Below are 13,833 nucleotides of genomic sequence, written 5' to 3'. Positions count from 1 at the left end.
GAGCTGGAGCATCCTTAACAGATGTAAGCTTGAAGATTACCCCTGGTGCAGAAGAGCAAGTGTTAATTACACGCAATAACGCAACAGAATGGGTTGATCACAATTCACTTGTACCTACAACTACTAACGCTTTAGGATTAGCAGGGAATACACTAACAAGTACGGTAAACAATATATCATCATCTGTTGATTTGGATGAAAGCAATGTTATTTCAAGCAAGGCTATTACTGGAACAGGTATTACAGTTGACGGTGGTGCTGGTGCTTCCTTAACAGATGTAAGCTTGAAGATTACCCCTGGTGCAGAAGAGCAAGTGTTAATTACACGCAATAACGCAACAGAATGGGTTGATCAGAATTCGCTTACTCCAACAACTACCAATGCTTTAGGATTAGCAGGGAATACACTAACAAGTACGGTAAACAATATATCATCATCTGTTGATTTAGATGAAAGCAATGTTATCTCAAGCAAGGCTATTACAGGAACAGGTATTACAGTTGATGGTGGAGCTGGTGCTTCCTTAACAGATGTAAGCTTGAAGATTACCCCAGGAGCAGAAGAGCAAGTGTTAATTACACGCAATAACGCTACAGAATGGGTTGATCAGAATTCGCTTGTACCTACAACTACCAATGCTTTAGGATTAGCAGGGAATACACTTACAAGTACGGTAAACAATATATCATCATCTGTTGATTTGGATGAAAGCAATGTTATTTCAAGCAAGGCTATTACGGGAACAGGTATTACAGTTGACGGTGGAGCTGGTGCTTCCTTAACAGATGTGAGCTTGAAGATTACCCCAGGAGCAGAAGAGCAAGTGTTAATTACACGCAATAACGCTACAGAATGGGTTGATCAGAATTCTCTTACTCCAACAACCACTAACGCTTTAGGATTAACAGGGAATACACTAACAAGTACAGTAAACAATATATCATCATCTGTTGATTTGGATGAAAGCAATGTTATTTCAAGCAAGGCTATTACGGGAACAGGTATTACAGTTGACGGTGGAGCTGGTGCTTCCTTAACAGATGTGAGCTTGAAGATTACCCCAGGAGCAGAAGAGCAAGTGTTAATTACACGCAATAACGCTACAGAATGGGTTGATCAGAATTCTCTTACTCCAACAACCACTAACGCTTTAGGATTAACAGGGAATACACTAACAAGTACAGTAAACAATATATCATCATCTGTTGATTTGGATGAAAGCAATGTTATTTCAAGCAAGGCTATTACGGGAACAGGCATTACAGTAGACGGTGGAGCTGGTGCTTCCTTAACAGATGTAAGCTTGAAGATTACTCCTGGTGCAGAAGAGCAAGTGTTAATTACACGCAATAACGCAACAGAATGGGTTGATCAGAACTCGCTTACTCCAACAACTACCAATGCTTTAGGATTAGCAGGGAATACACTTACAAGTACGGTAAACAATATATCATCATCTGTTGATTTGGATGAAAGTAATGTTATTTCAAGCAAGGCTATTACGGGAACAGGTATTACAGTTGACGGTGGAGCTGGTGCTTCCTTAACAGATGTGAGCTTGAAGATTACCCCAGGAGCAGAAGAGCAAGTGTTAATTACACGCAATAACGCTACAGAATGGGTTGATCAGAATTCACTTGTACCAACAACTACCAATGCTTTAGGATTAACAGGGAATACACTAACAAGTACAGTAAACAATATATCATCATCTGTTGATTTGGATGAAAGCAATGTTATCTCAAGTAAGGCTATTACGGGAACAGGTATTACAGTTGACGGAGGAGCTGGAGCATCCTTAACAGATGTAAGCTTGAAGATTACCCCTGGAGCAGAAGAGCAAGTGTTAATTACACGCAATAACGCAACAGAATGGGTTGATCAGAACTCGCTTACTCCAACAACTACTAACGCTTTAGGATTAGCAGGTAACAAACTTACAAGTACGGTAAACAATATCTCTTCATCTGTTGATTTAGATGAAAGCAATGTTATTTCAAGCAAGGCTATTACGGGAACAGGCATTACAGTTGATGGTGGAGCTGGTGCTTCCTTAACAGATGTAAGCTTGAAGATTACCCCAGGAGCAGAAGAGCAAGTGTTAATTACACGCAATAACGCAACAGAATGGGTTGATCAGAACTCGCTTACTCCAACAACTACCAATGCTTTAGGATTAGCAGGGAATACACTTACAAGTACGGTAAACAATATATCATCATCTGTTGATTTAGAAGATGTAATTCAAGGTGCACAAAATACCTATGCAGTAATAGATGGAGTAAATACTACTGTTGTTAGTACAACCACTGCTAAGCATACTGATTATAGTGTGAATGTTAGTAAAAATGCTATTCAAAATGCACAAAAAATAAGTGAGGTTATAGCAGGTAATGGAGTGTTAGTTAATTCTGCAGTTGTTGATGATACAACATCATATACAGTTGCAGTAGATCCAAGTTCAATTCAATTAATCGGAGATGTAACAGGACCACTAAACTCAAATAAAGTAGTTGCTATTCAAAATGAAAACGTAAGTGCAACTACCCCATTGAATAAACAAGTGTTGATCTATGATGGAGCGTTACAAGAATGGACCCCAGCAACACCTCAAGTAAATGTAGATGATATTTTAGATGGAAAAGCATTGACCTCAACTGATTTAGAATTGTCAACAAATGCACCAACAGCATTGTTAAAAGCAGTTACAGCTAATATTAAGACAGGTGCAGTTACATCAGATAAAATTTTAGATGGAACTATTTTACCAATTGACATAGCAAAAGCAGGATCACTTGAAGCGTTAATCACAGATAGTACAGGAATGCCTAAATGGAGTAGTCAGCAGACACTTGTACAAGATAACCAGAAAATATCACATGTTGCAGCAGGTGAAAATGTTAATGTAGTTGAGTCTTATCTTGATAATACGACAACATATACAATTGATGTTAAATCAGCATTACCAAAATTCTTCTATATGCCTTCAGTTTTAATACCAACAGCAGAAGGACAATCAAGTCAAAACGGAGTAACATATAGTAACGCAACAAGAAAAGGATCAATCAACTTATATGAAATCTACAATACACAATTTAGTACCCCAGTACTAAGTAGTCGTAGTGGGGTTACGTTACCTGTTATTGATGTGGCTGATTTAGATTTCATTATCACTTACATTGATAGTAGTGTGTTTTTTAATCTACAGTTAACTGAACAAGGACTCTTAACATACGAAGTTAGGTCAACAGCAAATGTAACAAATGGCTCGTTTATGAATATTGTTTTTAGCATTCGTTAATTTAAAAATTAATAGAGATGAGAAAATATAAGTTAATAGTCTGTCTTTGCTTTTTAAGTATAAATGTATGGGCTCAAAAAATCACCGTAACAACATATCAAGATATTGAAACTATGCTGTCTAAAGAAAAGACACAAGAGTTAAAGAAATTGGTAAGTGGAGAAAGAACTTTTATGAGTTCTTATAGCGACGGTACTGTTGAACGTTATCAAAGAGATGATAACAATGTGATAAAAGCATTGTTTATGGAAGGATATTTTTCACCTTCTATTATAGAAAACAATGAGGAGTTTACAAGGATTGCAAGGGATATTGAAGTTGTATCGATCAACTTACATAAAAGTCCAATGCAAAGTGAAGTAAAGTTTGACCTAAGTCTTTTTAAGGGCTTAAAATATGTTGTTGTAAATTCTTTTAAACAAAGTGATTTAACACAAATAACAACAGATTTTAAAGCTTTGAGTAAAGAGAATGGGCAAGAGATTATTGTTGTAAGTAATTTAATGGAACAAATAAGGTAAGCTATGAAAAAACAATATAAAAAAATGTTTAAGAACACTTCCTTTTATACTTTCCTATTAGTGCTATTGATGATAAGTAATGCTTTTGGACAAGTTATAAATAAAGTTCCTTTTACATTGAGAACATCATCAATGGCACCCGAACCATATAAAAATAAAAGCATTTACAATCTACGAGGAGATTTTACAATGATAGGTAATGCTAACTTATTTGATAGTAGAGTATGGGGAAATAAACCAAAAGATGCAAATGCTAATAATGGTTTAAATAGCTATATGGCTTTTTATAAATTACCAAATGAGATAAGTAGTATTAAGAACTCATCTTCCTCTACTTTAGTACATCCTTCAGGATTTGACGCAAGCTGTACTACTATAGTTTATGTGGGCTTATATTGGTCTGGAAGAGGGGATAATACAGATGCGGATGTTTTACCAAATGGGTTAAACAAAAAAAAGATAAAGCTGAAACTACCAGGTCAATCGTCATACCAAGAGTTAACAGCAAACGGTATTTATAAAGGAACGTCTACTGAAAGTGGGATATACTCATCATACGTAGATATCACTGATAAAGTTCGTGCATTAGGAAATAATGCTTGGGGAACGTATAGCGTTGCTGATGTAGCTACTACTATTGGAGATGGCGGTTCTGTAGGATATTTTGGAGGATGGGGAATGGTTGTGATCTATGAAAATTCGATGATGAAATGGAGAGATATTACCGTTTTTGATGGTTATAGCTTTATAGAAAGTAGTAATGAACAGTATAGGACTGGGATATTAAATGTTCAAGGATTTAGAGCAGCACAGAATGGAAATGTAAATATTAAAATGGGGATGATGGCTGGTGAAGGAGATAGTCCTATATCAGGAGATTCATTTGAGATTAAAAAAAGACTTTCAAGTGACTGGGAGAAATTGAAACATTCAAGTAATGGAGTAGATAACTTCTTTAATTCTACTGTTTTAATATCGCCAAATACACGTGTGCCCAATTATACCAATAACTATGGGACTGATATAGTAATGTTTGATTTGGGAAATACTGGGAATAAGTTCATTGACAATGGACAAACAGAGACCAGTTTTAGATTTGGTACAAATCAAGATACTTACATTATTTACAACATAACATTTGCTGTGGATGCATATGTGCCAGAAGTTGAAGCAGAGAATAATATTTTAACAAACAATGTTGTACATAATGCCAGTATAGTTCCCGATCAGCTGTTAGATTTTGAAATTGCATTGAGAAACAAAGGAACAGAAGCCGTGAAGAATGGTAAATTAGAAATCCCTATTCCTCCATCAATGCATTTTGTCTCTGCAAGCGTTGATCAAACATTACCTGTGAAGGGAACTGTTACTTGGACACATCCAAATTCTACAGATTCAAATATAACACCCGGAGGTACGCTGACTTGGGAGTTTGATCAGAATTTACCTTTTGGAGATATTTTAAAAATTCTGGGAAAACTAAAGTATAAATTAAGAGTATCTAATGATTGTACCTTACTAACTACTTCAGCGAATGGTTGCATTTTAAATATTAATATAAATGGAAAAGTAACAGGAACAGGAGTTACTTCTGGCAATGCAGTTAATGCACCTTTAGTACGTGGATACGGACAAGGAGCGTGTCCTGCACCAATATTTGATGATTTGCAATTAAAGATTATAGTGGATAATTCATTTTTAGCAAATTGTCCTAATGAGATTATAAATAACGAACGTGTGTTTACTGCTTTTTGTGCTAATGTCAGTGACGTTATTCCGCGTAGTGATGTTGTTAATTCATATCCAGCAGGAACAAAGTTTTATAGTCAAGAACCAGGTACTTCAGGTTACGAAAGCTCAATAGTTACAGGAGATTTTCCTTTAAGTACTTCAGGTAAATTATTTTACGCAGTAGTTTTAGGAGCACAGCAAGGATGTTATTTGAAGTTAAGGACAGTATTAGAAAACATAGAAACAGTACCAACTGTGTCATCTGTGCAAGTGTGTGAAGGAGAGTATTATGAGTTGAATAACCAATTATCAGCTAATGGAGTACAAAGAGGATTAAGTCTATATTATTTTGCAAGTGAAAATGCTACTGTTCCATTAGAAAATATTCCTAATCCTACACAAGTAGGAAGTCATATATATTATGTGTCAGAGGGTAAAGTTAGTAGTTCAGGAAGTTGTTTTGGAAACAAAGTAGCCTTTAATATAACAATCAATGAATTACCTGTAATTGACTCATTACCTGTTATATGGGAGTTTTGTCCAAATGCAGATGCAACATATCAATTTACTTCAGATGCAAACCAAACTATTATTTGGGAGTACACATTATCATCACAACCAACAGTTTGGTATAGTTTACTTTTAGCTCCGTTAGGAAATAATGTACTAACAGCTAATCAAGGGGAATTAAAAGTTTCTCATGCAAATAGTATGATTGATAAACTACAGATTAGAGCTAAAGTTATAAATGAAAATGGTTGTGCAACTTACTCAAATCCAATGCTTTTATCGTTAAAATCGTGTAATGCAATTACTAATCCATCCTTGCCAAGTAAGGCAGGTAAATAGTTTAAAGTATGAAAAGCAAATTAAATATAACGGAAGTATTATTGTTTGGATTAGGTATAATGCTAACAATAACGAGTAATGCTCAGAATCCAAATAATGAATATTTTGTTAATGCTGGACTAATGAGTGTTGGGACAGAAGGAGTTGTGGGAATTGGTTATGATTTTTCAAATGAAGAAAGTGCAAGTGTAGTTACTGATGGAACCATTTATTATTATAGAAATTTTAGTAATGACGGAACGTATGATATTACTATTAATAAAAAAAATAGTAAAACAATATTTACTCGCATTGATGAAGAATATGGGACACAAGAACTTACAGGAAATGGAGTTAGTAATTTTCACGATGTCGTGTTTGACAACGAACAAAATACGATAGCCTTTGATTTGAAGAATAATATTGATATCCACGGTGAAGCAAATTTTAAACAAGGAATTGTTAAAGTTGATTCAACAGAAAATGCAAGAACGCAGTTATCAAAAGGTATGGTTAGTTTTTTAAATGGTTCAACGGTAAAAAATGTGAGTGATAAAAGTCACGTAGAAGGAGTTGTTGAGAAAATAGGAAACCAAGATTTTACGTTTCCCAAAGGAGATGAAGGTTATTATAGACCCGCAATAATAACGTCTGCAAGAAATGAATCAGATGTATTTACAGGTAAGTATACTTTGAATGATTATGCTTTCTTTAGAGCACGTTCTACTGCTGCAGGAGTGATAAACAAATTAGATAACAAAGAGTATTGGATAATTGAGAAAGGGAGCAATAATAGCAGTGATATAATATTGACTTTAAGTTGGGATGATAGAACAACACCATCAGAATTACTAACTAATCCAGAGCGTGATTTACGTATTGTTAGATGGGATACTAAGCTTCAATTGTGGGTTGATGAAGGAGGAATCGTTGATGTGTCAAATAAATTAATTACTACTCCTACTACAGTCAAAGGGTATGGTTTTTTTACACTTGCTACAGTTAAAACAGATTGGTTGATTGAAGGAGATGTTGTTATTTACAACTTGGTCAGTAAAAACGATGATAGTAAAAATGACTATTTCTTGATAGATAATATATATAAATTCCCTAATAACACGGTTCAAATTTTTAATAGATGGGGAGTAAAAGTGTATGAAACAACGAACTATGATTCAACAGGAAATGGTACTACAAATGTTTTTAGAGGCTACTCAGAAGGAAGAGGTACAATTGCTAAAAAAGAACCATTACCTACAGGAACATATTACTATGTTGTGTCTTATGAATATAAAGATGCATCAGGAACACGAATGATTAAGAAAACAGGGTATTTACACTTAGACACCCAATAAAAACAGAAAGAGATGAAACAATATGACAATGTTAAAATCGGCATATTCAGTATCTTACTGTCTATTGGTGCTGTAGGAACTGTATTTGGTCAGCAAGACCCTCAATATACTCAATATATGTATAATCATGCTAATATTAACCCTGCCTATGCAGGAAGTTTAGAGTCTTTAAATATTTACGGACAATATAGAGCACAATGGGTGAGCCTTGATGGAGCACCCAAAACTGCAACTATGTCTGTGACATCAGCTATAGGCGATACTGGCCTTGGAGTAGGAGCTCATTTTTACAATGATAGATTAGGAGCTATGACAACAAATAATTTTGCGATTGATATTTCATACTCAGTTGATTTGAACGTAGATTATAAATTAGCATTTGGGGTAAAAGGATCTGGGAATTTATTGGATGTTGATTATAGTAAACTGAATATTTATAACCCTTCAGACCCTGTAACACAGCAAAATATTGACAATAAATTTACTCCAAATATAGGAGCAGGACTTTTCTTATACTCTGAAAAAGCTTATGTAGGTGTTTCAGTTCCTAATTTTTTGACAATGACGCGCTATGATGATAATTTGGTGAAGACAATGAGGCAAAAGATGCATTACTATTTAACAGCAGGGTATGTATTTGATGTTAACGAGTCTTTAAAACTAAAACCAAGTGTACTTATAAAAGCAGTTGAAGGAGCTCCTTTGCAAGTAGATGTATCAGGTAATATGTTGTTTAAAGAGAAATTTACCTTAGGTATTGCTTACAGATGGGATGCATCAGTTAGTGCATTAGCTGGTTTTCAAATTACAAAAGGGCTATTTGTAGGGTATAATTATGATATGGATACCACAAAACTTAGTAATTATAGTGGTGGATCACACGAGGTTTTTATGAGATTTCAATTGTTTAATTTACCTAATCGCACGAAAGCGCCAAGGTTCTTTTAAAGGTAATTATGATGAACAAAAAACTACTTAATATCGGACTATTTATTGCCTTTTTTATAGTTAATCCATGCGTTTTTTTTGGACAAATTAGACAAGATAGAAAGGGAAGTAAACAATTTGATAACTATGCTTATAGTGATGCTATAGAGACATATATGAAGATTGTGAAAAACGGAAAGGCAACTTCCCAAACATACGCAAAGTTAGGAGATGCTTACTATTTTAATGCAAAATTACCTGAAGCGAATCAGTGGTATGACGAACTGTTTAAGTTAAATGACAAGGATGTAATTGATGGACAGTATTACTTTAGATATACTCAAACTTTAAAAGCAGTAGGAGATAAAGAGAAGGCTGCAGAGATTATGCAGTTTTGGCTCAATAATTACGCTACAGAGAAGCAAAGAAGCTATTATCAAGATCAAAGAGTTAACGATTATAGTCTTATTGAGAAAAACAAACAAATGAAGCTTAGTATAGTAGATTTTAATAGTGATTTCTCTGATTATGGAGCTTTTGGAACTAATGAAGGTGTCTTTTTTACTTCAGCGAGATCAATAGGAAGTAATAAAAAAAAGGTTGATAGATGGACAAGAGAACCTTTTACAAGCCTGTTTGAAGTAGGGACAATAGCAAATGGAGAAGTTGTGGCAGTAGACTTAGAACCAGCGTTGAAATTGGTAAATCAGTCAACTGTTGCAATTTCTAAAGACGGGCATACGATGTTTTTTACGAGTAATAGTTTTAATCGTAAAGGAAAAAGACGATATAATAAGAAAGGTACTTCCTTGTTAAAAATTTTCAAAGCGTCAAAGTTAGCAAATGGTACTTGGGGAAATATTAAAGAATTGTCTATAAACTCGGATAACTTTAATACAGCTCACCCAAGTTTATCTCCTGATGAAAAACTCTTATATTTTTCGTCTGATAGACCAGGAGGCTTTGGTGAATCAGATTTGTATAAGGTGGAATTAAAGGATTTAACTCCTGTAAGTCAAGTTGTGAATCTCGGAGAAGGAATTAATACAAGTGAGAGAGAAACATTCCCATTTATAACAGATGATGCCTTATATTTTTCATCAGATAGCCGAATTGGTTTTGGTGGTTTAGATATTTTTAAGGTGGATATTCTGAGAAATGGTACACTGGGTGAGGTTAAGAATTTAGGAGAAAATTTTAATAGTGCATTCGACGATTTTGCCTTTTTTAAATTGAATAAAAGTACTGGATACCTTAGTTCAAATAGGCCAAATGACAAGTTTAAATCGGATAATATATATATTTATTCGCTTTGTATCACTGAGCTTTTTGGACAAGTTAAAAATGAACAAACACTTGAGGGAATAGGTGAAAGTCAAATTAAAATAAAGGGGAATGGAAGGGAACTTAAATTATTGACTGATGCGTCAGGTGGCTTTTATACAGAAGATTTATCATGTGGAGAAGAATATAATCTCTTAGTAGAATCAGTAGGGTATGAGTCTAAAGTTATATCACTAAAGTTTAAAGAAGAATCAAGCGTAATTAAGCAAGATATTTTACTTAAACAGATAAATAATGCAAAGTGGGAAGATATTGTTATCGAACCAATCTATTTTAATTTTGATAAAGCATTTATACGCTCTGAGTCTATAGCTACTTTAAATAAGATTTTAAACGTATTAGATACTTATAAAGATGTCATTATTGAAATACGTTCACATACTGATAGTCGTGGTACGCAGGCGTACAATTTAAACTTATCAAATAAGAGAGCCTTGGAAACAGCTAATTGGTTGATTTCAAACGGAGTTGATAAATGGCGTATTATTTATAAGGGAGTAGGAGAGTCTGAACTTCTTAATGAATGTAAAGATAATGTTCAATGTACAAATGAAAAACATGCAATTAACAGACGAAGTGAGTTTAATATTATAAAAAAGCAATAAACAACAGCCAATAATATCCCCCTTTTCTTAGCTGAGAATTTTTTAAATAAAAAATCAGTAAGAAAGAGAAAGAGTGCAAAGCGCACTCTTTCTTATTTTGCATATGTTTTTTTTAAATATAGTGCTTCAGAGCGATTGTTTATTTCAAGCTTTGTATAAAGATTTTTAACATGATATTTGACTGTACTGACTGATATAAAAAGCTTTTCGGAAATTTGGTTGTTGCTCATTCCTTCCCATAAACACGTTAATACTTCTGTTTCTCTATTTGTTAGATTATACTTTATTTTTAGAGAATCTAAAGGACTTATTTGTTTATTGCTTTTAATTTCTTCAGATTTTTTATCAAGTACAATTAAATAATTATCAATTTCTTCTCTATAAATTTGATTTAAGTCTTGAAGATCTTTTACTCTGTAGATAATTGCAAAAGTTATAATAATAGTTTCTAAAGCGCTTACAAAACGGAAAGCATTGATATTGAAGTATCCAAACTGTTCCATATTTATATTCATAAATAAAACAAATCCAATACCAAAAAGAATCATAGCTCCAAAAGAAATTAATAAGAAACGGGCATATATATTCTTTTTTATAAGTGTTGCTGCAAGTATAAGGCAGAAAAAAGGACTTATAAAGCTTAGAATAGTAATTAAGTCAAGTACAAATTTATAAGGAAAAATAGTAAATATTATAGAAGCCAAAAAAGTAATAGAAAATAGTGAAATAAAGATTACTCTATATTGTTTGAAATAGTTTCTACTGTCAAGAAAATGAACAGTAAAGAGGCAAGCTAATAGAGAAGTAATAGGAATATTCCATGCTAATAAATATTTCATTTGGAATTGGCCATTAGAAATATAATAGATCATTCCATCTTCATAAAACAAGGAAATAAAGATGCAGAATTGTAGAGCAGTGTAACTCAAAAATCGCTTATCTCTAAAAATAAAATAGAAAATAAAGTTTACAATAATTGAGAGTGTTGCTATACCATAGTAATAACCAATGTATAATAATTGCTTTGCTTCGTGTGCCGCAAATAAACTCCGTTCAGTAGCAATTACTTTTAAATTTTCAATTGTATTTTGATGGAGGTTTAAGTAATATGTTTGATTATCGGTTATTATATAGTATTGGGCATATCTGCTTCTAACAAGATTGTCTTTACTATTTAAGTTTGGTTCAATAAAATGTAAATCGTTTCTATTATAGATATACATATCGTAAGAAAAGATATGAGCATTGGGTATTTGATATATAATTGGAGCGTAGATATTTTCTTTTTCAAATTTACCTTTTATCCAAGTATTGTTTAGTGAGTCAATGGCTATCATTAAGTTAGTTGAGCCATTAAGAGGACGATAGGTTAAAGATTCTATTTGTTGTTGAAGGTTAGTTGATATTTTTGCTTCACTATAAGTAAACTGAGTTAATATTACAATAAACAAGATAGACTTCATTAACTTTTTTAAATTAATAAGCTTCATTTATTAGGTGTTAGTGTGTGGTATTCAAATGTAATATTTTATTGTATATTTTTATTTTAAAAGTTTGTAAATCAATTATTTATGCGAATTTATTTAAGAAGAATTAATAAAACATTTAAAATTAGTTTTTTTTATATAAATACATAGATAATTTGTTCTGTTATATTTAAAATACTGATTTTAAGACATTTGTTTTTAAAGAGTATTGTAATTGAGATAAAACAAAAAGGGAATTTATTAGTTTGTCAAGTGAAGATGTAGAATGGCAAAAAATATCCACTTATATGTTTGTATTTTTTAGATTGACTTTTTTATTTGTTTGGAATCACACGGTTTTGCTGATTTCAAACCTGTTACTTTTTTTCTTTGTATAGAAGTTATACTACAATAATTATTAGACTTTATTTTTCAAGCTGTTTATAACGATCTAAAAATGTATAGGTTACTATTTCGTATAATTTCGAAGTTGTTCTAAACCTTTTTTTTATTGGTTTTAGGTTTTAAAAGTGAGAAAATCAAAGATGGTTGAAATTGTATTTGTGAAAAATATTTGTATTATATGATTATTCTTTAATCGTTTGTTTTTTGTTAATGTCCTGGTTTTTAGTCTTTTGTATTTTTGTGTTTATTGGTTTAGAATAAATTTATTCACATTCTGTAAATAAATAAGATTGTTTTATTGCGATTGGTATAGTATTTGATTTTGACGATTTAACAAGTCTTACTTTAATATTAATGAATATAGTATCAGTAAACAGTAAGGTTAAAATTTAAAGTAAAACAACCTTTTTGATACTGATTATTGTAAAAATATGTGTTGTATTAGAGATAAAATAAACTCTTGAATTTTCCAATTCTATATTCTGATAGTAGGACAAGGATATAGTCGTCTTTTAGTTTAAAAGCTAAGGAAGAGATTATTCAATAAAATAAAAATAAAGTCAAATGAATAGAAATCTATTACCGTTATCATTGCTGTTTATGTCGAGTATTGCTGTGGCACAAGTAGGAATAGGTACTCCCAATCCAGACAAATCAGCAATGCTTGATATAGAGGTGTCATCAAATAACTTAAAAGGGGTTTTAATCCCAAGAGTTCCTCTAAAGTCCTTAGCAGATAATACTAATATTAATAATGGAGTGACAGCTAATAGTTTATTGGTATTTAATACAACTCAAAATTCCGAGTTAAGTGTAGGGTATTATTATTGGTTTGAAACCACTTGGATACGTTTAATTACAGATCAAGATTATCTGTATAGAGATATTCCTAAAAATGAAGAATTTGCAGTAAATCAGATAGAAGAAACGCTATATCTAAAAGATTCTTTTCAAAATACGGTATCTGTACCTTTAGTAGATGTTAACATTTTAACTACACTGGAGAATAAAGGGAAGGGGAAATATGTTTATACTTCTGAAAACGGTAGTGAAACTCTTGTTGACGTAGTAGGAGATGTTATCAACAATTTCGAGGAGATCATTAGTAATGAAGACGTTCAACACACTTTAAACGAGTATTTCAACAATGCTTTGCCTTTGGGTAACGTAACCTACGTTAAAGAGGGGGATAACTTTGTGTTTAAATACTTAGATGAAAAAGGAGAGAATCAGGTAATTGATATTTCATCTATTGTCAAAGCGAATGAAACTGTTACTACGATTACCCCAGAGATAAAAGACGGTAAAAAGACAGGTAAGTACGTTTATAAAAACGAGAGCTTAGATGA

General features: G+C 32.6%; 7 protein-coding genes and 1 pseudogene. 7 read left to right on the top strand and 1 reads right to left on the bottom strand.

What is annotated here, in order from left to right; genetic code table 11:
* The 6 genes from AABL81_RS13235 to AABL81_RS13210 form a co-directional block, all read left to right on the top strand.
* On the top strand, positions 1 to 3,302 hold a 3,302-nt coding region (locus tag AABL81_RS13235; protein WP_341341293.1), incomplete at its 5' end, for a beta strand repeat-containing protein.
* A gap of 17 nt (positions 3,303 to 3,319) precedes the next feature.
* On the top strand, positions 3,320 to 3,823 hold the full coding sequence (locus tag AABL81_RS13230; RefSeq protein WP_158210967.1) for a hypothetical protein: 504 nt from the start codon (positions 3,320 to 3,322) through the stop codon (positions 3,821 to 3,823).
* A gap of 3 nt (positions 3,824 to 3,826) precedes the next feature.
* Positions 3,827 to 6,403: a hypothetical protein gene (locus AABL81_RS13225; RefSeq protein ID WP_158210966.1), complete on the top strand. Its 2,577-nt coding sequence runs from the start codon at positions 3,827 to 3,829 to the stop codon at positions 6,401 to 6,403.
* An 8-nt stretch (positions 6,404 to 6,411) separates the two neighbouring features.
* A complete protein-coding gene (locus AABL81_RS13220; RefSeq protein ID WP_158210965.1) occupies positions 6,412 to 7,737 on the top strand; it encodes a gliding motility-associated C-terminal domain-containing protein in 1,326 nt (441 codons plus the stop codon).
* Between the two features lie 12 nt (positions 7,738 to 7,749).
* Complete coding sequence (locus AABL81_RS13215; RefSeq protein WP_341341292.1) at positions 7,750 to 8,685, top strand: PorP/SprF family type IX secretion system membrane protein; 936 nt, start codon at positions 7,750 to 7,752, stop codon at positions 8,683 to 8,685.
* Positions 8,686 to 8,693: 8 nt separating this feature from the next.
* The gene (locus AABL81_RS13210; protein ID WP_341341291.1) at positions 8,694 to 10,613 is read left to right on the top strand and encodes an OmpA family protein; all 1,920 of its coding nucleotides are present in this window, start codon (positions 8,694 to 8,696) and stop codon (positions 10,611 to 10,613) included.
* Positions 10,614 to 10,705: 92 nt separating this feature from the next.
* Here the strand turns inward: AABL81_RS13210 and AABL81_RS13205 are convergent, their stop codons facing one another.
* On the bottom strand, positions 10,706 to 12,064 hold the full coding sequence (locus tag AABL81_RS13205) for a LuxR C-terminal-related transcriptional regulator (RefSeq protein ID WP_341341290.1): 1,359 nt from the start codon (positions 12,062 to 12,064) through the stop codon (positions 10,706 to 10,708).
* 984 nt (positions 12,065 to 13,048) lie between these two features.
* Here AABL81_RS13205 and AABL81_RS13200 point away from each other — a divergent pair.
* Positions 13,049 to 13,833: pseudogene (locus tag AABL81_RS13200) on the top strand (hypothetical protein); the annotation flags it as partial.

Source organism: Myroides sp. C1519 (genome assembly GCF_038039755.1).
Classification (GTDB): Bacteria; Bacteroidota; Bacteroidia; order Flavobacteriales; family Flavobacteriaceae; genus Flavobacterium; species Flavobacterium phaeum_A.
Note: the sequence above shows the minus strand (reverse complement) of the source record. Positions and strands in the feature narration are given on the sequence as shown.

Coding starts and splice junctions, on each gene's coding strand:
- AABL81_RS13225 (WP_158210966.1), top strand. CDS start 3,827: ATGAAAAAACAATATAAAAAAATGTTTAAGAACACTTCCTTTTATACT.
- AABL81_RS13210 (WP_341341291.1), top strand. CDS start 8,694: ATGATGAACAAAAAACTACTTAATATCGGACTATTTATTGCCTTTTTT.
- AABL81_RS13215 (WP_341341292.1), top strand. CDS start 7,750: ATGAAACAATATGACAATGTTAAAATCGGCATATTCAGTATCTTACTG.
- AABL81_RS13220 (WP_158210965.1), top strand. CDS start 6,412: ATGAAAAGCAAATTAAATATAACGGAAGTATTATTGTTTGGATTAGGT.
- AABL81_RS13230 (WP_158210967.1), top strand. CDS start 3,320: ATGAGAAAATATAAGTTAATAGTCTGTCTTTGCTTTTTAAGTATAAAT.